This is a genomic window from Mesorhizobium sanjuanii, assembly GCF_002529485.1.
GTDB lineage: Bacteria > Pseudomonadota > Alphaproteobacteria > Rhizobiales > Rhizobiaceae > Mesorhizobium > Mesorhizobium sanjuanii.
Window position 1 is genome coordinate 13,765 of sequence record NZ_NWQG01000003.1, and the last position, 21,997, is coordinate 35,761.

The 21,997-nt window shown below is 63.4% G+C and carries 20 protein-coding genes; 7 read left to right on the forward strand and 13 right to left on the reverse strand.

Annotated elements, in window-relative coordinates; translation table 11 throughout:
• Positions 1 to 13 precede the first annotated feature (13 nt).
• From CN311_RS00475 to CN311_RS00485, 3 genes are read right to left on the reverse strand one after another with little or no spacing between them, the layout of a single operon-like run.
• On the reverse strand, positions 14 to 1,027 hold the full coding sequence (locus tag CN311_RS00475) for an ABC transporter permease (RefSeq protein WP_245440671.1): 1,014 nt from the start codon (positions 1,025 to 1,027) through the stop codon (positions 14 to 16).
• Positions 1,024 to 2,571 carry a sugar ABC transporter ATP-binding protein gene (locus CN311_RS00480; protein ID WP_097571477.1) on the reverse strand — a complete coding sequence of 516 codons (1,548 nt, stop codon included), beginning with the start codon at positions 2,569 to 2,571 and terminating at the stop codon, positions 1,024 to 1,026. The genes CN311_RS00475 and CN311_RS00480 overlap by 4 nt, the downstream gene beginning before the upstream one ends.
• A gap of 37 nt (positions 2,572 to 2,608) precedes the next feature.
• Positions 2,609 to 3,538, reverse strand: a complete 930-nt coding sequence (locus tag CN311_RS00485) for a sugar ABC transporter substrate-binding protein (protein ID WP_097571478.1) — start codon at positions 3,536 to 3,538, stop codon at positions 2,609 to 2,611.
• A gap of 429 nt (positions 3,539 to 3,967) precedes the next feature.
• Between CN311_RS00485 and CN311_RS00490 the strand changes: the two genes are divergently transcribed.
• Positions 3,968 to 4,750 (forward strand): SDR family NAD(P)-dependent oxidoreductase, encoded by a 783-nt coding sequence (locus CN311_RS00490; RefSeq protein ID WP_097571479.1) that lies wholly within the window; start codon positions 3,968 to 3,970, stop codon positions 4,748 to 4,750.
• A gap of 69 nt (positions 4,751 to 4,819) precedes the next feature.
• Here CN311_RS00490 and CN311_RS00495 read toward each other — a convergent pair whose 3' ends face one another.
• Both CN311_RS00495 and CN311_RS32395 read right to left on the reverse strand, forming a co-directional pair.
• Positions 4,820 to 5,698 carry an N-acyl homoserine lactonase family protein gene (locus CN311_RS00495; protein ID WP_097571480.1) on the reverse strand — a complete coding sequence of 293 codons (879 nt, stop codon included), beginning with the start codon at positions 5,696 to 5,698 and terminating at the stop codon, positions 4,820 to 4,822.
• 110 nt (positions 5,699 to 5,808) lie between these two features.
• Positions 5,809 to 6,285, reverse strand: coding sequence for a hypothetical protein (locus tag CN311_RS32395; protein WP_097571481.1), 477 nt, complete (start codon positions 6,283 to 6,285; stop codon positions 5,809 to 5,811).
• Positions 6,286 to 6,494: 209 nt separating this feature from the next.
• Here CN311_RS32395 and CN311_RS00505 point away from each other — a divergent pair, with 209 nt between their 5' ends.
• The 5 genes from CN311_RS00505 (at position 6,495) to CN311_RS00525 (ending at position 11,687) form a co-directional block, all read left to right on the forward strand.
• The gene (locus CN311_RS00505; RefSeq protein ID WP_280954019.1) at positions 6,495 to 7,484 is read left to right on the forward strand and encodes a LacI family DNA-binding transcriptional regulator; all 990 of its coding nucleotides are present in this window, start codon (positions 6,495 to 6,497) and stop codon (positions 7,482 to 7,484) included.
• Between the two features lie 157 nt (positions 7,485 to 7,641).
• A complete protein-coding gene (locus CN311_RS00510) occupies positions 7,642 to 8,469 on the forward strand; it encodes an SDR family NAD(P)-dependent oxidoreductase (protein WP_208866376.1) in 828 nt (275 codons plus the stop codon).
• Positions 8,470 to 8,528: 59 nt separating this feature from the next.
• On the forward strand, positions 8,529 to 9,329 hold the full coding sequence (locus tag CN311_RS00515; RefSeq protein ID WP_097571483.1) for an N-acyl homoserine lactonase family protein: 801 nt from the start codon (positions 8,529 to 8,531) through the stop codon (positions 9,327 to 9,329).
• A 50-nt stretch (positions 9,330 to 9,379) separates the two neighbouring features.
• Entirely contained in the window at positions 9,380 to 10,288 is a 909-nt protein-coding gene (locus tag CN311_RS00520; protein ID WP_097571484.1) for an NAD(P)-dependent oxidoreductase, read from the forward strand.
• A gap of 31 nt (positions 10,289 to 10,319) precedes the next feature.
• Positions 10,320 to 11,687: an MmgE/PrpD family protein gene (locus tag CN311_RS00525; protein WP_097571485.1), complete on the forward strand. Its 1,368-nt coding sequence runs from the start codon at positions 10,320 to 10,322 to the stop codon at positions 11,685 to 11,687.
• A gap of 106 nt (positions 11,688 to 11,793) precedes the next feature.
• On the opposite strand, the gene CN311_RS00530 is transcribed toward CN311_RS00525, so the two are convergent.
• The 8 genes from CN311_RS00530 to CN311_RS00565 all read right to left on the reverse strand — a co-directional run bounded on the left by CN311_RS00530 (position 11,794) and on the right by CN311_RS00565 (position 20,876).
• Positions 11,794 to 13,173 carry an aspartate aminotransferase family protein gene (locus tag CN311_RS00530; protein WP_097571486.1) on the reverse strand — a complete coding sequence of 460 codons (1,380 nt, stop codon included), beginning with the start codon at positions 13,171 to 13,173 and terminating at the stop codon, positions 11,794 to 11,796.
• Between the two features lie 33 nt (positions 13,174 to 13,206).
• A complete protein-coding gene (locus CN311_RS00535; RefSeq protein ID WP_097571487.1) occupies positions 13,207 to 14,700 on the reverse strand; it encodes an NAD-dependent succinate-semialdehyde dehydrogenase in 1,494 nt (497 codons plus the stop codon).
• A gap of 132 nt (positions 14,701 to 14,832) precedes the next feature.
• Positions 14,833 to 15,315 (reverse strand): Lrp/AsnC family transcriptional regulator, encoded by a 483-nt coding sequence (locus tag CN311_RS00540; protein WP_165779538.1) that lies wholly within the window; start codon positions 15,313 to 15,315, stop codon positions 14,833 to 14,835.
• 55 nt (positions 15,316 to 15,370) lie between these two features.
• On the reverse strand, positions 15,371 to 16,378 hold the full coding sequence (gene doeB, locus CN311_RS00545; protein WP_097571555.1) for a N(2)-acetyl-L-2,4-diaminobutanoate deacetylase DoeB: 1,008 nt from the start codon (positions 16,376 to 16,378) through the stop codon (positions 15,371 to 15,373).
• A 2-nt stretch (positions 16,379 to 16,380) separates the two neighbouring features.
• Positions 16,381 to 17,562: an ectoine hydrolase DoeA gene (doeA, locus tag CN311_RS00550; protein ID WP_097571554.1), complete on the reverse strand. Its 1,182-nt coding sequence runs from the start codon at positions 17,560 to 17,562 to the stop codon at positions 16,381 to 16,383.
• Positions 17,563 to 17,661: 99 nt separating this feature from the next.
• Positions 17,662 to 18,651 (reverse strand): ectoine utilization protein EutC, encoded by a 990-nt coding sequence (eutC, locus tag CN311_RS00555; RefSeq protein WP_097571489.1) that lies wholly within the window; start codon positions 18,649 to 18,651, stop codon positions 17,662 to 17,664.
• The gene (gene eutB / locus CN311_RS00560; RefSeq protein ID WP_097571490.1) at positions 18,648 to 19,640 is read right to left on the reverse strand and encodes a hydroxyectoine utilization dehydratase EutB; all 993 of its coding nucleotides are present in this window, start codon (positions 19,638 to 19,640) and stop codon (positions 18,648 to 18,650) included. The genes eutC and eutB overlap by 4 nt, the downstream gene beginning before the upstream one ends.
• An 87-nt stretch (positions 19,641 to 19,727) precedes the next feature.
• Positions 19,728 to 20,876 carry a M24 family metallopeptidase gene (locus CN311_RS00565; RefSeq protein ID WP_097571491.1) on the reverse strand — a complete coding sequence of 383 codons (1,149 nt, stop codon included), beginning with the start codon at positions 20,874 to 20,876 and terminating at the stop codon, positions 19,728 to 19,730.
• Positions 20,877 to 21,112: 236 nt separating this feature from the next.
• Here CN311_RS00565 and ehuB point away from each other — a divergent pair, with 236 nt between their 5' ends.
• Positions 21,113 to 21,982, forward strand: a complete 870-nt coding sequence (gene ehuB, locus CN311_RS00570) for an ectoine/hydroxyectoine ABC transporter substrate-binding protein EhuB (RefSeq protein WP_097571492.1) — start codon at positions 21,113 to 21,115, stop codon at positions 21,980 to 21,982.
• The last annotated feature ends 15 nt before the right edge of the window (positions 21,983 to 21,997 follow it).

The following is a 21,997-nucleotide window of genomic DNA, read 5'->3' on the forward strand; positions in this document are numbered from 1 at the left end:
TGCCGGCCCTCGGTCACACCGAGGCGGCATAACGCCGGGCGAGAGCGGACATGCCGACAGCGAGAACGAGGATGCCGCCCTTGAAGATCGGCTGGAAATGGGTGGGCGCGCCGAAAATGCTGAGCCCGTTGAAGCCGACCGCCAGGATGAGCACGCCGACCAGGGTCCCGGTTATGTGAAATTCGCCTTCCTTGAGCGTGGCGGAACCCAGAAAGACGGCGGCGAAGGCGTCCAGGAGATAGCCGTCGGCCGCTGCCAGCGTGCCGCTGCCGAGCAGCGAGGACAGCAGTGTTCCCGTCAAAGCGGCGCAGAAGCCGGCAGTGGCAAAGGCAAAAATCTTGATGCGGTCCACCCGGATGCCCGAGAGCCTCGCCGCCTCCAGATTGCCGCCGACAGCCTGCATCTTCTGGCCGATGTCGGTCTTGTTCAAGATGACCCAGAGCGCAATCAGTACGATCACCATGATGATCACCGGATTGGGCAGGCCGAAGACGAGGCGACCAAGCGAAATGTCGGTGAAGGCACGTGGGATTCCGGTGGCGATGGGGAAGGAACTGTAAGTGAAGCCTATCCCCGTCAGCATGGTGCCGATGCCCAGCGTGGAGATGACGGCATTGATCCTCACCTTGGTCACCAGCACGCCGTTCAACGCGCCGATCGCGGCGCCGAGGAGCAGGGCGCAGACAATGCTGAGCCAGATCGGAAAACCCTGGTAAGCCATCAGTCCGGTGACGATCAGGCCGACGAAGCTCGCGACATAGCCGATGCTGAGGTCGAACTCGCCGACAACGAGCGTGTAGGTCAGCCCGGAGGCGATGATCGCGGTCAGCGACGCCTGGCTGAGGATGTTGAGGAAATTGGCGCGGGACAGAAAGATTCCTGGCGCGTTCGCCGAGAAGAAGACCACCATCAGCACGAGCCCGACGATCGTGCCGTAGCGGGAGAGCCAGATCAGCGCGGTCCGCTTCCAAGAGGACTTGCGGAGCTGTGGCGCGTCCTTCGCCGCTGTTCCGGCCTGGGCCATCATGCGATGTCTCCTTCTTCGTCATTGGGATCGTGATAGCTGAGTTCGATGATCCGCGCCTCGGTGATATCGGCGCCGGTCAGTTCGCCGGTGACGCGGCCTTCGCGCATGACGAGGACGCGATCCGCCAGCAGCGTGAGTTCCTCGACATCCGACGAGATCACCAGGATGCCGACGCCGGACCGGGCAAGCGTCCGGATCGCATCATGGATCTCTTCACGCGCGCCGACATCGACACCGCGAGACGGCTCGTCGAGAATGAGGAGCCTGGTGCCGGCATTGAGCCAGCGGGCGATCAGCGCCTTTTGCTGGTTGCCGCCTGAAAGACCGCCGATCCTGGCGTCGACGCTGGGCGTCTTGATGCCGAGCTGGGCTATCAGGCTGTTCGCCTGCCGCCGGGCCTTGGTGTCGGAGACGAACGGGAGCCCCGGAATGGCGCGCAGCTTCTTCAAGGTAGATATGTTGATGTTGAAGCCCACCGACTGCTGCAGCATCACGCCTTGCGAGCGGCGTTCTTCCGGCACCAGCGCTATGCTGGCACGGACCGCCTCGGCCTCGTTGGCGATATCGAGCCGTTTGCCGTCGAGCTCGAAATGGCCGGCATCCGGCCGGGCCGCGCCGGCCACGAGATGGGCAAGTTCGGTCCGTCCGGCGCCGACAAGGCCGCCGAGCGCCAGGACCTCACCCTTGTAGAGATCGAAACTCACGCCCTTCACCGCACTCTTCCAGGCGATGTCGCGGACGGAGAAGATCGGCTGCCGGCTGCGGTCGGCGGCGAAGCGGGTGCGCGCGTCCGGCGGGCGTATGTCATGGCCGATGATGGCTCTGACCAGGCCCTTCTTGTTGAGCGCTCCACGCTCCGCGCCATCGACGATGCGGCCGTCGCGCAGCACCGTGATCCTGTCGCAGAGCTGGAGCACCTCTTCGAGCCGGTGCGAGACATAGAGTATGGCCACGCCCTGGGCCGAGAGATCGCGGATGATGGCGAAGAGCTGCTCGCTCTCCGGGCCCGAGAGCGAGGCGGTGGGCTCGTCCATCGCGATCATGCTGGCTTCGCCCACGAGCGCCTTGCTGATCATGACCAACCAGCGCTGGGCCACCGACAGTTCGGAAACCTTCGTCTCGAGCGGAAAGCGGATGCCGACGCGTTCGGCGGCGGCGCGGGCGGCGACGCCGGAACGCTGCCAGTCGATTATCCCGAAACGGGTGACCTTGGGCGCGCCGAGCAGCATGTTCTGCAGCGCGTTGAAATGCGGGATCAGGTTCAATTCCTGATGGATGAAGGCAAGCCCAGCCTGTTCCGACGCTCGCGGCGACCCTTTTTGCAGGTCTTCGCCGGCGATCGTCACGCTGCCCTCGTCAGCCACCGTCACCCCGGCGAGGCAGCGGATCAGCGTCGACTTGCCGGCGCCGTTGGCGCCGACCAGGCCATGCACCTTGCCTTGCTCGATGTCGAGATCGGCGTGGTCGAGAGCGACTTCTCCCGCAAAGGATTTGGTCAGGCCGCGGATGCGCATCCATGGCCCGGCCGAAGCGGCGGGCGGCATCTAGAGACGCCGCTCCGCCAAGCGCTGCAAAGCGGTCTCACATTCCATTGGGATGTTCGGCCATGAATTTGTCGACATTGTCCTTGGTGACCACGATCCCGGGGATCTGGATGTCCTTCGGCTGCCAGGAGGCGCCGGCCTTGATCGAGTCAAGGATGGCCTGGAAGACCTCCTTGCCTTCCTGGTAGGCCGGCTGCCAGACGGTCGCCGTCAGGTCGCCTTCCTTGACCAGTTGCAGTGCTTGCGGGCTGCCGTTGATCGAGACCGTGGTGACGTCGGTGCGGCCGGCCTGGCGCATTGCAGCGACGGCTCCCTGCATCGGCTCGTCCCAGCAGGCCCAGATGGCGAGCGGCTTGTCGCCGCCGGCGGGATGCGCGGTGAGCCAGGCCGCGGCGGTGGCGTTACCGAACTGAACCTGCCCGGGCGCAGTCACTTCGCTGTAGTCCACCTTGACGTCGGACTTGCCCTTGACGCCCTCGTCGAAGGCGATGCCGCGATCGATGCAGAGCTTTCCGGGGTGGAAGGTCATCGCCAGAACGTCGGCCTTTTCGCCAACCTTGTCGATCAGGAACTTCACCGAGTCGTCGCCGACCTGGCGACCGCTCGTCGTCACGACGATGCCGGGAACGATCTCGCCGCCCCAGGTGGCGACGGGAATGCCCGCGTCGCGCGCCGCTGCCAGACCGGAGCCAATGGAGCTGCTGGCAAAGGCAAGCACGAAGATCGCGTCGACCTTTTGCGCGGCGAAAGAGTTCATCGCGGCGTTGGCCTGGTCGGCGCTCGCCTGGGTATCAGTCACCTTGACGTCCCAGCCGGCAGCCTTGGCGGCTTCGGTCGCGCCGCCAATGACGGCTATGTTGAGGGCATCGTTGGCCAGAAGTGCAACGACGCCAAGCGTCTTCGCCTGAGCGACGGTGGCAACCATCATGGCGCCGGCCGTCAATGCGGCAAGCAGCAGTTTGTACATTTTGAAAATCCTCTCTCCCTGTCGACCGTCCCCACGATGGGGCCGGCGCCTTCCTTTCACGAGATTTCAGCGGTCTTCGTTTGCTCCTCGCACCCGAAAGGCCACCCCTCCGGCCGGCGGCCTCGAAGGGAGCGGCCTTTGCAAGTCCGAGCGGCCCCTGCAGATCAGGTCCTACGGTCTGCCCCGATGCCTCGATCGATCATGACTGATACCGGTACCATAATGCACATTTAAAAGGGCGGCAATAGGAGGCTTGGGCTGCCCGGAAAATTCGCTTTTCACCAAAAAGCCGTCGATAGCAGGTCACCATCCTGCATCTCGCCTTGTTTTCACTTGTTAGCGGTATCACGTCAAGGCTATGGATAGCCACGGCGCGGCCGATCCTTGCCGCGAATGTCTTGAGGCCGCCGGCCATAGGAGGAACCAAACATGCAAGTGAAATACGATTTTTCCGGCAAGAACGTCATCTTGATCGGTGGAACCACCGGCATTGGCCGCGCCACGGCGCTGGCCTTCGCCCAGGCGGGGGCAAATCTTTTTGTCGCCGGCATCGGCGCCGAATTCGGCAACAGCCTCAAGGAGGAGGTCAAGCCGCTGGGCGTCGCGATCGAGTTCATGGAGACCGATGTGCGCGACAGCAAGGCGATGGCCGCGCTGCACCAGAAAGCCTTCGAGCGCTTCGGCAGGATCGATGTCGCTTTCAACAATGCGGGCGTGCCCGGCAAGACGGCGCCCGTGCACGAGCTCGACGACGCCGACTACGACCTGTTGATGGACGTCAATCTACGCGGCATGTTCAACGGACTGAGGCATCAGATCCCGCATATGATTGCCAAGGGCGGTGGCGCGATCGTCAACACGTCGTCGCTCTTCGGCGTCATGGGTTTCGCCACCACCGCTGTTTATTGCGCAAGCAAATGGGGTGTGATCGGGCTGACCAATTCGGTGGCGCTCGAAGTGGCGCGCAAGAACATCCGCGTCAACGCCATCGCCCCGGGCTCGGTGATGACGCCGCTGCTGCGCGGCATGTTCGGCAGCGAGCAGGGGGCAAAGGATACGGTCCTGCCGATGATCCCCATGGGGCGCATCAGCGATCCGTTAGAGATTGCCCAGCTCGTGCTGTTCCTGTCATCGGATGCGGCCTCATTCATCACCGGCCAGGCGATCGTGATCGATGGCGGCGGCTTCGTCGCCGGCGCCGACCAACTCTGAATATTCACGGCAAATTCGGGCAGGGCGTCAGTGCGCCCTGCCGTGCAAGCTCAGCCTACCAGTTTTTTTTCAGGCCACCCTACTGTTTTCGCCTTTTGCGAGCGCGATCTCCACGACCTGCAAGCCCTTGTCGGTTAGCCGCGATGGAAATGTGGTGCGCAGCCGATCCTCGTGGACAGGGATCACCCGCCGCACCTCGCCACCCACCGATTTCAGCATCGCGACGCTGGAGAAGATCAAATTGTGCTGGCTGCCGACCGCAAGGCCGATCGGCACGATCTGCGGCGCATCCTGATCGAGGCCGGTCAGATTGTCGTAGGTATAGATAAGGTCACCCGCGAAGACCCACTTGTCCTCGCCATCCCTGGCGCCGTCGTTGCGGACGGTGACATACATGCTGCCGTAGGTATGGGTATCGGCGGCCAGATGGACGTCGATGCCCGGCAGCACATCCTCCTGATCGCCGTCGATACAGATCATGCGGCCTTCCTTCGCCGCCTCGACGGCGCGCACGATGTCGGCCGGATCGCCGCCACCGGTCAGGAAACGATATTCCGGGCCCAAGGTCAGAGCCCAGACCCATTTGTCCAGTTCGCTCTTCTGGATATAGAATTTCGCGTTTGGAAACAGGTGCATGGCGCCCATGTGATCGAAATGGGCATGGGTGATGAAGACGCTGGTCACGTCTTCCGGTTTGACGCCGCATTCGGCCAGAACCTCGCGCGGTCCGTGATAGTTCGAGACCCCATAGGCGGTCGCCAATTGTTCGCCATAGGCAACGTGGTCGTAGCCGGTGTCGATCAGGATCGTCTCACCTTTTCCCTTGAGCAGCGCGTAGGCATAGGGCAGTTTGCGTGTGCCCTGATGCTGCGGGCCGTACATCATGACGCTGAAGGGGAACTTCTCCACCGCCGCATATTCGAGCACCCAAATCGAGTAATCCGCCATTTCATCCTCCCTGATACCGTTGGCCCTTGAAGCGCGTCCCGACGCGCTTCAAATTCCTGTTTATGCATGTCGTTGTCGCAAAACCGCTGCGCACTTTTGCGCGACATGCATTAGGTGACTCCCTGCAACAGGCGCCGCGGCGCATGGGCCGCGCAGCACGCCTGGCCGAAATCGACAAGTTCGAAGCCCGGCAACAGACAGGCCGTGGCTCGAAGGTGATCGCTTGACGCCCGCAGCGCCCGGACGAGTGCATCACTCTGCTCAGAGGCATCGATCCGGCGAGACTCCAACGCCGCGACGCAGGCGCGGAGTAGCGTTTCGGCGGCGCCGTGCAAATGGTGATGGTGATGCGTAGCGACTTCGGGCACCGCGAGCGCGCGCACCTCCTCGGCTGCTCGCGTTGCTGCCTCTTGTGCGCCGGCGAGCGCGCCTTCGGCGAGCACGGCCCGGCGCGGCGAGGTCATCTGCAGCAGCGCGAAGCCAGCGACTTGCGTCAGCGTCTCGCTGACCAATTGCTGCACCGGTCGGGCGGTCGCCACATAGCGCAATACCGCCTGTTCCGCTCGGCTGTTGGCTGTTCCATCCATTGCGATCTCCGCAAAACCCCTGAATGCGCAAAACCCTTTCAGGCAATACTGGATTTTGGTATCGGTAACAATACTATTGCGAAATTCTGCCGTGAAGGCTTGTTTGCCCTCTGACGCAATGATTTGATTTCCGCCGCCACATCGAGCTGTGATGGGAAATGCCGAAGAGATCGTCTGGAGTCGGAAATCCGCATAGCGGCAGCGCGAGGATGCGAGACGTGGCGGCTCGCGCCGGCGTCTCCACCATGACAGTGTCACGGGCGCTGAACGAGCCTGGCAAAGTCTCCGAAGAGATGCGCGAAAGGGTGCTCCGGGCGGTGCGCGAGATCGGCTATTTGCCGAACCACCTGGCTGGCAGCCTGTCCTCGAACCGCTCCACGACGATCGGGCTGATCGTGCCGAGCATCGACAACTCGATCTATACGCAAACGGTCAAGGGCCTGTCGGAGGTGCTCAAAAGCTCGGGCTTCCAGCTGATGATCGCCGAGTCGGGCTATGACCCTAACGAGGAGGAAGAGCTGATAACGGTCTTCCTCAGTCACCGTGTGAGTGGCCTGGTTCTGCACAGCACCGAGCATACGCCGCAAGCCGCGGAGAAGATCCGGAAATCAGGCATACCGGTGGTCGAAAACGGCAATATACCCAGAGAACCGCTGGATATGGTTGTCAGTTTCTCCAATTACGATGCATCCTATGCAATGACGATGCATCTCGGCCGGCTCGGATATCGCAAGATTGCCTTCGCCAGCCTCTACTCGGTTCACAACGACCGCTCGCAGGACCGGTTGCAAGGTTATCATGCCGCGCTCAGACAGCTTGGCCTCGATCCCGATCCCCGCATCGTGCTGGAGACGGAGCGCGGCCTCGCCGCCGGGGCAGAGGTGATGGCGCGCGTGGTACAGAGCGTGCCGGAAGTCGACGCGCTGTTTTGCGCGGGAGACGTGCTGGCCGTAGGCGCACTCTTTGAGTGCCAGAAGCGCGGCTGGAAGGTGCCCGGCCGGATCGCGCTGGCAAGCTTCGACGACGTGGACCTTTTGCGTCACGTCAGCCCATCCGTCACCACGCTGAGGCTGCCGCGCTATGATATCGGCGAGCGTACGGCGCGTATCCTTCTCAGCCGAATCATGGACGGGGCCGAGCACCTGCGCGGCAGTGTCGTTGATCTGAAATTCGAATTGATCCAGCGCGAAAGCACTTGATCGCCGCGGCCCGGTACCAGCGGTTGCATCGCCGACGGCGCTGTTCTATAGTCCATTTTTGTTACCGGTACCAAAGGATGAACATGGCGCGACGCTGCGTCCGGACCGGGACGAGGACTTTGGCGATGCTCACGAAGCGGCGGGGCAGGATATGAGCGTGTCGAAGGAAACAGAACAGGCGATGCTTCCCGCCTCGGCAAAAGTCCTGAAGGGACGGCGTGCGCTGATCACCGGCTCCACCGCGGGGTTGGGACAGGTGATGGCCGCCAGGCTTGCCGAGGCCGGCTGCAGCGTGATGCTGCACGGACTCGAAACGCCCGAGGCGGTCGAGCCGCACCGCGAAGCCCTGGCCCGCAGGACAGGCTCACAGATTGCCTATCACAGGGCTGATCTGTCCACGCCAGCAGAGGTGGAGGGTCTTGTCGCAGCGGCCAGCGCCGAACTTTGCGGGGTGGATATCCTTATCAACAATGCGGTCGTACGGCATTTCGCATCGATCATGGATTTCCCGCCCGATCAATGGGATATGGCGCTGGCCGTGAACCTCTCGGCCATTTTCCATGCCGTCCGGCTGTTGCTGCCGCAGATGCGGGCTCAGAACTTCGGGCGCATCTTCAACATAACCTCCGTCTACGGCATGCGCGGCACACCAGGCCGTGTCGGCTATGTGACGACGAAATCCGCTATCCTCGGCCTCACAAGGGCAGTGGCACTGGAGAATCTGGACGTCGACGTCACCTGCCACAGCCTCTGTCCCGGCTCGGTGCTGACACCGGGGACGGAGAGCCGGGTGGAAGAGTTGATGGCGGATCAAGGCATTGACCGCGGCGCGGCGGAACGCCTCTTTCTGGAAGGCAAGCAGCCCGGCGGCAGCTTCGTCTCGCCACAGAGCGTCGCCGATCTCCTGGTCTTTCTCTGCGGGCCGATTGCGCGCGACATGACGGGAGCCATGCTCCCGGTCGAGGGCGGGTGGCTTGCGAGCTGAGCGGATCCGGATCGATGTGAGTGGGCGCGATGGCGGCTTGGCAGCGAAAGGAGGCACGCATGGATGACACTTACGAACTCTACGCGGTTCGCTACGGGCACCACGACCGCAACGCGGCGGCGAATTTCATCGGCGGCGATCCGCATGACGGTCCAATGCCACTCGACTATTTCGTCTGGGCTATCGTCGGGAAGACGCGGACCTTCGTATTCGACACGGGCTATGACGCCGAGGTGGCCGAGAAGCGGCAAAGGCAGCTGCTGCGGCCGGTCGGCGAGGGCCTGAAAATGATCGGGATCGATCCGGACAAGGTCGAGGACGTCATCCTGTCGCACATGCATTTCGATCATGCCGGCAACCACGACCTGTTTCCGAATGCCCGATACCATGTCCAGGACGTGGAGATGGCTTATTGCACCGGACGTTGCATGTGCCACGACTATCTGCGCCACCCCTTCGCCTATGAGGACGTGGCAAGCATGGTGGCCAAGCTCTTCGCCGGGCGGGTGACGTTCCATGACGGGATCTCCGAAATCGCGCCGAACCTCACGGTGCACCGTGTCGGCGGTCACTCGAAGGGGTTGCAGGTGATCCGGGTGAAGACGGCGCGCGGTTGGGTGGTGCTCGGCTCCGACGCCTCGCACTTCTATGCCAATTTCGAGCAGAACCGGCCCTTTCCGGTGCTGGAGAGCGCCACCGACATGCTGGAGGGCTACGCCACGATGCGCAAGCTCGCCAGTTCGCCCAAACACGTCATTCCGGGCCACGACCCGCTTGTGCTGACGCGCTATCCGGCCGCGCTGCCGGGGATCGGGGATATCGTGCGCCTGGACCTCGATCCGATTGCGGCAGCGCCGTGAGCATTCGCGCGCGGAGCTGAGCTGCACAGGCTTTCAAGCAGGAGATAAAGATGACCAAACTCAAGCTGGGTTTTGCCGGCGTAGGACGCATGGGAACCCCGATGGTGAAACGGCTGATTGCGGCCGGCTATACCGTCACCGTCTACGACACCAACACCGTCGCCGTCTCGGCGCTGGCGGGAGAGGGAGCGGGCAGGGCCACGACCCCGGCGGAGCTGATGGGCCTGTGCGATGTGGTCCTGTTGTCGCTTCCGACGCCCGAGATCGTGCACGCCGTCGCGCTCGGACCCGACGGTCTTGCATCGGGCAAGGGGGCGAAAATCGTCATCGACCTGTCGACCACTGGCCCGCGCACCGAGCGGCAGTTGGCGCAGGGGCTCAAGGTGGCTGACATCACGACGGTCGACTGCCCGGTAAGCGGCGGCGTCGGTGGCGCCGAAAAGGGCACGCTGGCGATGATGGTCGCCTGCGAAGTGTCTGTCATGGAGACGGTGCAACCAATCCTTGAAGTGCTCGGCAAGCCAATCCATGTCGGCGCCGAGCCGGGCATGGGGCAAATGATCAAGGTGATCAACAACCTGATGTCGGTCACGGCGCTGTCGATTGCTTCCGAGGCACTGGTGCTTGGCACCAAGGCCGGGCTCGATCCCGACGTGCTGATCGAAGTGGTCAATTCGGGCAGCGGCAGCTCCAATGCGACGATGACCAAGATTCCGAAATTTGTCCTGCCCCGCAGCTTCGATTTCGGCTTCTCGATCGGATTGTCGGCGAAGGACATCCGGCTCTGTCTCGAGGAAAGCGACGCGCTTGGCGTGCCGATGATCGTCGGCGGCGCGGTACGGCAGCTTCTGACGGTGGCCAAGGGCGACCTTGGCGCGGATGCCGATCTGACCGAAATCATCAAGCCGATAGAAGAGTGGGCTGGCGTGACCGTCGCCGGCAGCAAGGCGAGGGGCTGATGCGTCGCGGTTGCAGATCGGAGACGCGCGCATGACCGGAGATGTTCTAAAGCCTTCCGCCGCAGGCCTCTCGCGCCGGCTCGCGGCTTTCGTTCACCGCTCCCGCTGGGAGGACGTCCCGGAGCCGGTCCGCGCGCACGCGATGAGATCTGTCTTCAATGGCTTCGGAACGGCGCTCGGCGGCTCGTCAGATCAGGCGGTGCTGCGGCTGACCGAAAGCCTCGCGCCTTTTTCGGCTGGCGAGACCGCGACCGTCATCGGCCATGCCCAGCGGCGGGACGCATTGACGGCCGCTTTCCTCAACGCAGCGGCAATAAATGTCTTCGACTTCGACGATACCCATGCCGGGACGATCATCCATCCCACCGCGCCCATCGCACCGGTCGTTCTGGCGATTGCCGAAACGCGTCCGGTGAGCGGCGCGGAACTCCTCCATGCCTTTGCTCTTGGAGTAGAGGTCGCCTGCCGCATCGGCAACGCAGTCTCGCCCAGCCACTACGACCGGGGCTGGCACATCACGTCAACATGCGGAATCTTCGGCGCCGCCGTGGCCGCCGCGAAGCTCCTCGATCTCGGCGAGAACGAGATCCTCTGGGCGCTTGGCAATGCCTCCGCGCAAGCTTCCGGCCTCGTCGAGACGCTCGGCTTCATGGCCAAGAGCACCGGCGTCGGCAATGCGGCTCGCGGCGGTCTCGTCTCGGCCCTGATGGCGCAGTGCGGCGTCGAAGGGCCGCCGCAGCCGCTCGAAGGGCCGCGCGGCTTCCTGAAAGTCTGCTCGGACCAGCCAAAGCCCGAACTAATCGAGGGCGGACTGGGAAGGGATTGGGAGATGCTGCGCAACATGTTCAAGCCTTACCCCTGCGGCGTGGTGCTGAACCCGGTGATCGATGCCTGCCTTAGTGCCCGCGCCAATCCCGATTTCTCCGCTGACCGGATTGCCGAGGTCGTCGTGCGCGGCGCCCCCTTGCTCAAGGCCCGCGCCGATCGGCCGGAAGTCACCACGGGCCGCGAGGGGCAGGTGAGCGCCCAGCACGCGGTCGCCGTCAGCCTGCTGCGCGGCCGTGCGGGTGCGGAGGAATTCAGCGATGCCGCCGTGAACGATCGCCAAGTGAAGGCCTTGCGCGCCAAGGTCCAAGCGGTTGAGATCGATGCCGGCACGCCAGTCGAAGCCGCACATGTCTCGATCCGATATGCGGATGGCTTCTCGGTCGAGGTGACGGAGGAAGTCGCAACCGGCAGCCTAGCTCGACCTATGTCGGACGCAGCGCTCAGAGAGAAGTTCGCCGCGCTGGCGCATTACGGTTGCCCAACACTCGCCGTGGCACCGCTTGCCGATACGCTTTGGAGCCTTGCCGATCTTGCAGACGCCGGTGCTCTCATGGCGCTCGCCCGGCCTTGACCCCGAAGTTACCCGCAAATGAGGTTTCTTCGATCCGTGCCCTCATTTGGCTAAGGCGCTGGGCATCCCGGCCGGCCTCTACGGCATAGTCCCATCGGTGAAGATGTCAGCCGCAGCCGAACACGGCGTTCACTGCGTCTGCTGTTTTTGACACGATGGTGTCGGCTTCCTCGCGCGTCAGGCAGAGCGGCGGTGCGAAGCCCAGAATGTCGCCCTGCGGCATGGCTCGGCCGATGACGCCACGCTCGGCGAGTGCTGCCGCAACCTGCGGTCCGATCTTCCGCGAGGCATCGAAGAAGACGCGGTCGTCGCGGTCGGCGACGAACTCGACCGCCGCCAGCATGCCGTCGCCGCGGACGTCGCCGACATGTCGGTGGCCGCCGACGGCTTTCGCCAGTTCGGCGCGGAAATAGGCGCCGGTTTCGCCGGCGTTCCTGACCAGGTCCATCTCATCGATCAGTTCGAGATTGGCGACGCCGGCGGCAACGCAGATCGGATGCGCCGAATAGGTCCAGCCATGGCCGAGCGAGCCGAGCTTGTCGGACCCCTGCACCAGCACCTGCCAGACCTTGTCCGAAACGATGACGCCCGACAGCGGCGCGTAGGCCGAGGTCAGGCCTTTGGCGATGGTGATGAGGTCGGGCTTGATACCGTAGTGATCGGAGCCGAACATCGTGCCCAGCCGGCCGAAGCCGGTGACGACCTCGTCGGCGACCAGCAGCACGTCGTATTTCTTCAGCACCGCCTGGATTTTCTGCCAGTAGCCGGCTGGCGGCGGCACGATGCCGCCGGTGCCGAGGATCGGCTCGCCGATGAAGGCGGCGACGGTCTCCGGCCCTTCGGCCAGGATCATCTCCTCGAGCTTGTCGGCGCAATATTGCGAAAACTGCTCCTCGCTCATCGAGCGGTCGGCGCGGCGGAAATAATAGGGCGCCTCGGTGTGCAGGATTGGGGCGCGCGGCAGGTCGAAGGCATTGTGGAACAGGTCGAGCCCGGTCAGCGAACCGGTCATCACGCCCGAACCGTGATAGCCGCGCCAGCGAGAGATGATCTTCTTCTTCTCCGGTCGTCCCAGAACGTTGTTGTAGTACCAGATCAGCTTGATGTTGGTTTCGTTGGCGTCAGAACCCGACAGGCCGAAATAGACGCGGCTCATGCCTTGCGGCGCGCGATCGATGATCATCTTGGCGAGCGTGATCGAGGCCTCGGTGCCGTGGCCGACATAGGCGTGGTAATAGGCGAGGTTCTTCGCCTGGGCGGCGATGGCATCAGCGATCTTCTGGCGGCCATAGCCGACATTGACGCAATAAAGCCCGGCAAAGGCATCGATGCTCTTCTTGCCATTGTTGTCCCAGACGGTGACGCCTTCGCCGCCAGCCATGATGCGGGTCGGGCTTTCACCCCGCGCGTGCGTGCCCATATGGGTCGAGGGATGGAAGAAGTGGTCGCGATCCCAGGCGGCGAGTTCATTGGACTGGTCGAGCATTCTTTTGATTCCTTGAGGGATGGCTGGACGAACCTACGCTACGTCCAGGCAGAGATACTTCAGATCGGTGAAGGCTTCGAGCCCGTGGCGCGAGCCTTCGCGGCCGATGCCCGATTGCTTGACGCCGCCGAAGGGGATCGGCGCGCCGGTGATCTTGACGCGGTTGATCGCCACCATGCCGTAGTCGAGCGCGCGGCCCAGGCGCAATTGCCGGGAGCCGCTCTCGGTGACGACATAGGCGACGAGGCCGTATTCGGTGGCATTGGCGCGGGCGACGACCTCGTCCTCCGTATCAAAAGCGGTCACCGCCGCGACCGGTCCAAATGTCTCTTCTTGCATGATCAACGCGTCGTCCGGCACGTCAACCAGCAGCGTGGGCTGGTAGAACAATGGTCCGGCCTGATGACGGCTGCCGCCGGTGAGGCAGCGTGCGCCGCGGATCACCGCATCGGCGACCTGTTCCTCGACCTTCCTCACTGCGCGTTCGTGCATCAGAGGTCCGATATCGACATCCGCGGCAAGGCCGTGGCCGGTCTTCAAGGCCGAAATGCGCGTGGCAAAGGCCGCGCAGAAGCGATCGTAGATGCCGCGCTGAACAAGGATGCGGTTTGCCGCAAGGCAATCTTGCCCTGAGGTGGCGAATTTCGCATCGACCGCAATCGTCACCGCCTTGTCGAGACTGGCGTCGTCGAAGACGATCAGCGGTGCATGGCCGCCAAGTTCCATGACCAGGCGTTTCATCGTTGGCGCGCACTGCGCCGCGATCAGCCGGCCGACTTCCGTCGATCCGGTGAAGCTCATGGCGCGGACGCGCCGATCCTCGCACATCCGCCCGACAATCGCCGAAGCACCGCCGGTGATGACGTTGAAGACGCCTGCCGGCAGGCCGGCGCGTTCGCCGAGTTCGGCCAGCGCCAGCGCCGACAGCGGCGTTTCGGAGGAGGGGTGCGCGACGATGGTGCAGCCGGCGGCCAGCGCTGCCGCCGCCTTGCGGGTCAGCATCGCCGCCGGAAAATTCCAGGGCGTGACGACGCCGACTACACCGAGCGGTTCGCGCCGCACCATCATCTCGGCGTTTGGCAGATGGCTGGTGACGCTCTCGGCGTTGAGGCGTCTTGCTTCCTCGGCATACCACTCGACGAAGGAAGCGGCATAGTCGATCTCGCCAAGCGACTCCTTTAGCGGCTTGCCTTGTTCCAGCGTCATCAGCAGCGCCAGATCCTGCTTGGCGGCAATGATCAGCTCGAACCATTGGCGCAGGATTCCCGACCGCTCTTGCGGCAGCAGGCCGCGCCAGGCCGGAAAAGCCCGGGAGGCCGCATCGATGGCCGCCGTCGTTTGCCCGGCGTCGAGCGCGGCGACCCAAGCGACAGTCGTGCCGGTCGCCGGGTCGGTGACTTCGAAACTCTTTCCGGCCTCGCTCGCCGTCCAGCGCCCATCGACATAGGCGAGCTCGCGCAACAGCCGCCGGTCGGCCAGCTGGTCGAGCGCTTCGTGACGGTGCGAGCGGGCGAAATGCGCGGACATGGTCGAGCCTCCCGGTGCAGGTGTTACGGGCAAGATTATCCGCATGGCACGGACAGAGAGGCTGTTTGCATGCCCCGGTGCAGAGAGATTGTCTTTATTGCGCTGCTCCGCGAGACGATCTCTCTGGCGTCCCTATGGCTGCTCCGGCAGCAGTTCCGCCATCGGCAGCACGATCTCTTCCTTGACCGTCTTGGTGACGATGTAGGTGAAATAGCGGTCGATGCCGATCTCGCGTTCGAGCAAGGCATCGACGAGCCGCTGATAGGCATCGATATCGCGCGCCATCACTTTCAGCACGTAGTCGACGCCGCCGCCCACCGACCAGCAGGCAACGATCTCGGGAATGTCGCGGATGGCGCGCTCGAAGCGATCGAAATCGGCTTGCCGGTGGCTGGCAAGTGTTACTTCCATCAGTACGGTGGCGATAGGCGCCAGCGCGCGGATCGCCACCTTTGCATGATAGCCGGAGATGATGCCGGCCTTTTCCAGCTTACGCAGCCGCATCCAGCAGGGCGTCGGCGACAGGCCAACTTTTTGCGCCAGGGCAAGCTTGGTGATGCGGCCGTCGCGCTGAACGGCCTCCAGTATCCTGAGATCGATGGGATCGAGCCGCACGGATGTCATTGCGGACAACTCCGCAGGTCTGAAACCGCGTCGTGGCGGGCGAATTTCATTCGACGGCAACCGCAATGACGCTGGCGCAATCGCCGGCCTTGACGAGACCGGAAAAGTGTCGCGCGACGAGAAGGCCCGACATTCTTGCCACAATCTCCTGCGGCGTCGCGCCGGTCCGGCTGATGGAGTGAATGCGGGCAACGACCTGTCCGGCAGTGATTGGTTCGCCAAGATCAACCATCGTCTCGATCATACCGTCGTCCTCGGCGAAGCAGAAGCAATCGCCTGACGGCATGTCCAGCCAGCGCGTCGGCCGCTGATCGACAGCGCCGGCGACGATGCCTGTGTGTTTGAGCACATTCAGAACACCACGCCGGGCAATGCCGACCGTATGCGCGGTCGACGTGCCACCGCCGCCGAGCTCGGTGGTGACAAAGATCTTGCCCAGATCTTCGGCGGCAGTGTCGTACATGCCGACCGAGTCGATTTCGAGCATCTTCATCGACCATGGCGCCGAGAATGCCGCGACGGCCGCGAAGGCCTTCGCGGACAGTGCCTGATCGGGACGCGTATGCGCGGCGCAATAGGGAATGAAATCAAGGGTTTTGCCGCCGGAGTGGAAGTCGAGTACGATGTCCGCGCGGGGCAATAGCTGGCGCTGGAAATAGTCGGCGATTTTCTCCGTCACCGTGCCGTCGGGACGTCCGGGAAAGGATCGGTTCATGTTGCCCTTGTCGATCGGCGAGGTGCGCGTGCCGGCGCGAAACGCCGGGTAGTTCATGGCCGGCACGATGATGACCGTGCCGTTGACATCCTTCGGGGACAAGGTACGCGCAAGCTCGAACAAGGCAAGCGGCCCCTCATACTCGTCGCCATGATTGCCCCCGGTGAGAAGGGCGGTCGGCCCGTTGCCATTGCGGATCATGGCGATCGGAATCATCACCGAGCCCCAGGCAGAGTCGTCACGGCTATAGGGCAGGCGAAGGTGGCCGTGCTGTATCCCTGATTTGTCGAGGTCGATTGTCGGCGTGATCGATGAAGGCCGCAGGGGAACTGTCGGCATCATCAATCCTTCACGAAGAGCTGGCGAGGCACGTTGGCCAGGCATTCGACGCCTGTCTCGGTGATCAGGATCGACTCGGTGATCTCCAGCCCCATCGTTTCCAGCCACAGACCCGTCATGAAATGGAAGGTCATGCCCGGCTTGAGTTCGGTGCGGTCGCCGGGCCGCAGGCTCATCGTGCGCTCACCCCAGTCCGGCGGGTAGGAAAGGCCGATCGAATAGCCGGTGCGGCTATCCTTGACGATGCCGTATCGCTTGAGGACGGTGAAAAACGCGTTGGCGATGTCCTCGCACGCATTGCCTGGTTTGGCGGCGGCGAGGCCTGCTTCCATGCCTTCCAGCGTGGCCTTCTCCGCGTCGAGAAAAGCCGGTGTCGGCTTGCCAAGAAATACGGTGCGCGACAAGGGGCAGTGATAGCGGTTGTAGCAACCGGCGATCTCGAAGAACGTGCCTTCATTCGGCTTCATGGGCTTGTCGTCCCAGGTGAGGTGCGGTGCCGACGCATCCTCGCCCGAGGGGAGCAGGGGCACAAGCGCCGGGTAGTCGCCGCCAATCCCGTCGACGCCGCGCGTTCCGGCGTCATAGATCTCGGCGACGAGGTCGCATTTGCGCATGCCGACCTCTACCTTGTCGACGATGCGTTTGTGCATGGCTTCGACGATGCGGGCGGCGTTGCGCATGTAGCCGATTTCGGTCTCGGTCTTGATCGCGCGCTGCCAGTTCACGAGCGCCGTCGCGTCGACGAGGCGCGCGTTCGGCAAATGCTTTTGCAGTGACAGAAAGGCCGCGGCGGAAAACCAGTAATTGTCCAGCTCGACCCCGATGGCGAGCTTGTCCCAGCGCCGCTCGCCGAGAATCTGCGCGAGATAGTCCATCGGATGCCGCTCGGTCGACTGCACATAGTGGTCCGCATAGGGCACGATGTTGTCGTCGGAGAGATAGCTGGTGCGCCTGGCGCCGTTGGCGTCCTGGCCGCGGCCGTACCAGACAGGTTCTCCATCGGGCGGCACGATAACCGCCTGGTGGACGTAGAAGGACCAGCCGTCATAGCCGGTCAGCCAATGCATGTTGGACGGATCGCTGACGATCAGCAGGTCGATGCCCTTGGCCTCCATGGCACGGCGCGTCTTGGTCAGGCGTTCGGAATATTCCCGCCGGGAAAACCTCAGATTTGCAGTGGTCATTTTCATTTGTCCCGGTTCTAAGTCGTTGTTTGTTCGCATGATCTTGTCCGAAAAGTCTGCAACTTTTTGCTACGCTGACCTTCAGTTCGGGATCATGCTCTAGCTTTCGAAGGATGTGCCGGCCTTGGCCGCATTGGCGCGATCGCGGGCAAGCGTGGCGATCGCGGTGTCCTGTACGCCGGTGCCGGTGAGATCGGCCAGGGTTATGTCGGAGGGGGATGTGCGTCCTGGCGACGTACCGGCGATGACTGCGCCAAGCTCCGGGAACGCTTGGTCCGCGGCGGCGACGCCGGCAGCGATGGCGTGATGCAGTTCGCCAAGGCGCCGCGTCTGCTTGAGGCTGTCGGCGACGTAGACGACCTTCTCGAACACCGCCGGATCGATCTCGTTCTTGTGCTCGGAATCCGATCCCATGGCCGTGACGTGCTGGCCGCTCTTCAGCCACTGCGCCATCAGGACCGGCCTCTCGGACGGCGTCGTGGTGACGATGACATCGGCTTCGGCGGCCGCCTGCCGGGGATCGGACGCGGCACGGACGTCGATGCCGAGCGATTGGCTCAGATCGGCCGCGGTGGCCTCGGCCTTGGCACCGTCACGCGCCCAGATGCGCGCCTGCCTGATCGGCCGCACCAAAAGCAGCGCTTCGAGTTGCAGCCGCGCCTGGACGCCAGCGCCGTAGACGGCAGCCACGGACGAGTCCGGTCGTGACAAATGTTTGGCGGCGACTGCGCCGGCCGCTGCGGTGCGGACATCGGTGAGGTAGCCATTGTCCAGCAAGAGGGCCTCGACCAAGCCCGTTCTGGCTGACAGCAGCACCATCATGCCGTTGAGGCTGGGCAGGCCGAGCTTGGGATTGTCGAAGAAGCCCGGGCTGATCTTGATGGCGAAGCCATCGACGCCGGGGATGTATGCCGTCTTCACATCGACCTCGCCGCGATGCTCGGGAATGTCGAGGCGCAGGATCGGCGGCATCGCAACCGGCAAGGTGGCCAGTGCCCGAAAGGCGTGCTCGACGCAGGCCACCGCTGCGAGATCAAGCTTGACGACCTTTCTAAGCTCGGCCTCGGTCAAGATGGTCATGCGGCTCATGGATTGGTCTCCTCGTCATTAGTCCATGTTCCGCATACGATGCCGCGGTGCAGGTCCATGCTGATGTTGCGGCCCGACAGCAGCACGACGGTTTCGCCTTCCAGCCTGACCTTGCTGGCCAGGATCGCCGCGATACCAACGGCGCCGGCGCCTTCGACAATCTCACGCTCGACGGTGTAGGCATGCCGAATACCCTCTGCGATCTCGGCCTCGGTCAGCAGGACCACCTCGTCGAGCAGGTCGCTGCACATGCGGAAAGTGTATTCATTGGCCAGGCCAATGCCGCCGCCCAGCGAGTCCGCGAGCGTCGGCAACTCCGTCACCGGGATTGGCTTGCCAGCGTCGATGCTGGCTTTCATGGCGGCGCCGCGTTGCATCGAAATGCCAATGATCCGTGTGGCCGGCGAGATGCTTTTTACCGCCGCAGCTATGCCTGCCGCGAGCCCACCGCCGGAAAGCTGGACCAGCACCGTCCTGGCGGCAGGTATGGCTTCGATCATCTCGAGGCCGATTGTGCCTTGTCCGGCAATCACGGCAGGATGGTCGAAGGGCGGAACCATGGTCATGTTCTCGTCGCGGACCAGCCGATCGACCTCTTGTTGCGCATCGTCCTGGCTGTCGCCGACAATGCGTATGTCGGCGCCGAGGCGGCGGATTTCAGTAAGCTTGTTGTCGGGAACCATACGCGACATGCAGATGACGGCGCGCACGCCCTCGAGCCTTGCCGCATGCGCCAGCGCGCGCCCATGATTGCCAGTGGAAGCAGCGACCACGCCGCGCGACTTTTCGGCAGGAGAGAGCAGGGCGACCGCGTTGGAGGCGCCGCGCAGCTTGAAACTGCCGGTCGTCTGCCGATGCTCCAACTTGAGGAACACCGGCACCCCGGCAATCTCCGAAAGTGACTGAGAACGGACCGTTGCGGTCCGCTCGATCTTGTCGGCGATCCGCAGCCGCGCGGCCTGTATATCGCTGAGCGAGACCGGGTTCATTGGAGCGCCTGCTGTTCGGCCGCGCGCCGGTGCTTCTGGCCCGACAGCGCGTTGCGGAAAATCGAGAGTGCGAAATAGCGCGTCATGTCAGCGGACGATCGGACCGGTAGGCGTGCGGGTGAGCACTTCCGCTCCGCTGCCAGTCAGAAGCACGGTGTTGGAGATGAAATCGTCGCCGCGGCCCGTGCCCATCAGCCAGGACAGGATGTGGAAGCTCATACCGGCCTCGATTTCGATATCGGAGTCGTGACGGAGCCCGGTCACCGAATTGCCGCCGGTCCAGGAGGGCGGCTGGCCAGCGCCGACCAGATACCCGCAATGATGCCGCCGGTAGTGCGAGAGGCCCGCGTTATCAACGACGTCCTGCCAGGCTGCGTAGACATCGCGCGCCTTGGCGCCCGGTTTGAGGGCGGCGACGACAGCGTCGAAGGCGCTCGCAGTCGTCTCGGCCATCGCCGCGTCCGCGTCGCTGATGCCGCCGATACGGACCAGCCGTCCGAGCGGCGCGTGATAGCGCGAGACGCAGCCGGACAGTTCGAGGAACACCGGCTCGCCGGATCTGTAGTTCCTGTCGCCCCAGGTGGTGTGCTCTTCGCCAAGCCGGGCAGCCGGGCGGATGAACGGGCCGAAGCCCGGAGCGTGGCCGCCGGCCCGGATCATCGCCGCCACGCATTGCGCGGCGACATCCTGCTCGGCCGCGCCATCCGAAATCGCTTCGATCGCAGCGGCGGCGGCGGCATCCGTCACCTTGGCAGCGCGGCGCATGAGGGCCTGCTCCTCGGCACTTTTAACGCGCCGCATCGTGTCGACCAAACCGGAAATATCGCTCCATATGGCAGTGGTTTGCGCCTTGAGCCTGAGAGCGAGACCGTGGCTCAGCCCGGATGTCCAGTATTCGAGACCGATCGGCTTGTCCGCCAGACCAAGTTCGGACAGCACGCGGGCAGCGATATCGGCCGCGGTCTCGCTATCGGAATGGCCGCGAAATTCGGCTGCCTTGACCTGGTTCTCGATGGTCACGCGCTCCATCGAACGCGTGACCAGGATCGGTTTTCGATCGAGCGGAACGATAAGGAGATGCGGCGCGAAGTAACCCCAGTGATCGAGGCCGGTGAAGTAAAAGACATTCTCCGGCGACACGATGATCGCCGCTTCGAGGTCACTTTCAATCAGCGCTGTGCGAAGCTTCGCTAGGCGTCTTGCCAGCTCGACTTCGGAAAACGGATTGCGGTCCATCAGGGGTCTCTTTCGAAGGCATGTCCGTGGCACACCAACACTGCCGAAGACGCTCAATTGTGCACAACTAAGGGAGCTGGTGCGCTAAATTAGCAATGCGCAGTCAGCAATTTATGGATTGTTACATCGCCGCTTGCGGCAAGTCCAGATCAGTTGTATACGTCTTATGCGCTAATCGACGATGTGGGAGAAACATCGATCGCTTGGCCAGCCATTGAAAAAGAAAAGGGGAAAGCATGTTCAAATCAACGACATCACGTCGCGCGGTGGTGAAAGCCGCTGCTTTTATCGCGCTCGCAGCGACGTCATTGACGGCGCTGCCCGCTCATGCGGAGACCACCCTCGAACGGGCCAAGAAGGACGGCTACATTCGCGTCGGCTTTGCCAACGAGGCGCCGTTCGGCTTCGCCACGCCAGACGGCAAGCTGACCGGCGAGGCGCCGGAAGTCGCCAAGGCGGTGCTCGCCAAGATGGGCATCAAGCAGGTGGATGGCGTCCTCACCGAATTCGGCTCGCTCATTCCCGGTCTCAAGGCAGGCCGGTTCGACATCATCGCCGCCGGCATGTTCATCAATCCCAAGCGCTGTGCGGAGATCAACTTCTCCGAGCCGTCCTACGGCATTGGCCAGGCCATGCTCGTGCTCAAGGGCAATCCGAAAGGCGTGAAGGACTATTCGAGCATCAAGGACAATCCCGACCTGAAGCTCGCCGTGATGGCTGGCGCCGTCGAAGGCGGCTACGCGAAGGACGCTGGAGTAGCCGCTGACCAGATCGTCTCGCTGCCCGATCAGTCCAGCCTCGTCGCCGCCGTCCAGGCAGGCCGGGCCGACGCGGCGGCGCTGACTGCGCTGTCTATCGCCGACATGGCAAAGAAGGCCGATGGGGTCGAATCGACCAAGCCGTTCGGCGAGGTTGCCGGCAAGTCGGTGAAAGGCCATGGCGGCTTCGGTTTCCGCAAGGAAGACACCGATCTGCTGGAGGCGTTCAACGCCGAGCTGAAGACGTTCCTGGGGTCGCCTGAGCATATCGCGCTGGTCGAGCCGCTCGGCTTTGGCAAGGACTACCTCCCGAACAAGACCACCGCGCAGCTTTGCGCGGGCGAATAGTTTCCCCTACCGTTG

Excerpts from the sequence above, each read along its gene's own strand:
- CN311_RS00520 (WP_097571484.1), top strand. The coding sequence starts at position 9,380 with ATGACCAAACTCAAGCTGGGTTTTGCCGGCGTAGGACGCATGGGAACC.
- CN311_RS00525 (WP_097571485.1), top strand. The coding sequence starts at position 10,320 with ATGACCGGAGATGTTCTAAAGCCTTCCGCCGCAGGCCTCTCGCGCCGG.
- CN311_RS00565 (WP_097571491.1), bottom strand. The coding sequence starts at position 20,876 with ATGGACCGCAATCCGTTTTCCGAAGTCGAGCTGGCAAGACGCCTAGCG.
- CN311_RS00475 (WP_245440671.1), bottom strand. The coding sequence starts at position 1,027 with ATGATGGCCCAGGCCGGAACAGCGGCGAAGGACGCGCCACAGCTCCGC.
- CN311_RS00495 (WP_097571480.1), bottom strand. The coding sequence starts at position 5,698 with ATGGCGGATTACTCGATTTGGGTGCTCGAATATGCGGCGGTGGAGAAG.
- eutC (WP_097571489.1), bottom strand. The coding sequence starts at position 18,651 with ATGAGCCGCATGACCATCTTGACCGAGGCCGAGCTTAGAAAGGTCGTC.
- CN311_RS00530 (WP_097571486.1), bottom strand. The coding sequence starts at position 13,173 with ATGCTCGACCAGTCCAATGAACTCGCCGCCTGGGATCGCGACCACTTC.
- CN311_RS32395 (WP_097571481.1), bottom strand. The coding sequence starts at position 6,285 with ATGGATGGAACAGCCAACAGCCGAGCGGAACAGGCGGTATTGCGCTAT.
- eutB (WP_097571490.1), bottom strand. The coding sequence starts at position 19,640 with ATGAACCCGGTCTCGCTCAGCGATATACAGGCCGCGCGGCTGCGGATC.
- doeA (WP_097571554.1), bottom strand. The coding sequence starts at position 17,562 with ATGACCACTGCAAATCTGAGGTTTTCCCGGCGGGAATATTCCGAACGC.
- ehuB (WP_097571492.1), top strand. The coding sequence starts at position 21,113 with ATGTTCAAATCAACGACATCACGTCGCGCGGTGGTGAAAGCCGCTGCT.
- CN311_RS00480 (WP_097571477.1), bottom strand. The coding sequence starts at position 2,571 with ATGCCGCCCGCCGCTTCGGCCGGGCCATGGATGCGCATCCGCGGCCTG.
- CN311_RS00505 (WP_280954019.1), top strand. The coding sequence starts at position 6,495 with ATGCGAGACGTGGCGGCTCGCGCCGGCGTCTCCACCATGACAGTGTCA.
- CN311_RS00490 (WP_097571479.1), top strand. The coding sequence starts at position 3,968 with ATGCAAGTGAAATACGATTTTTCCGGCAAGAACGTCATCTTGATCGGT.
- CN311_RS00515 (WP_097571483.1), top strand. The coding sequence starts at position 8,529 with ATGGATGACACTTACGAACTCTACGCGGTTCGCTACGGGCACCACGAC.
- doeB (WP_097571555.1), bottom strand. The coding sequence starts at position 16,378 with ATGCCGACAGTTCCCCTGCGGCCTTCATCGATCACGCCGACAATCGAC.
- CN311_RS00535 (WP_097571487.1), bottom strand. The coding sequence starts at position 14,700 with ATGTCCGCGCATTTCGCCCGCTCGCACCGTCACGAAGCGCTCGACCAG.
- CN311_RS00485 (WP_097571478.1), bottom strand. The coding sequence starts at position 3,538 with ATGTACAAACTGCTGCTTGCCGCATTGACGGCCGGCGCCATGATGGTT.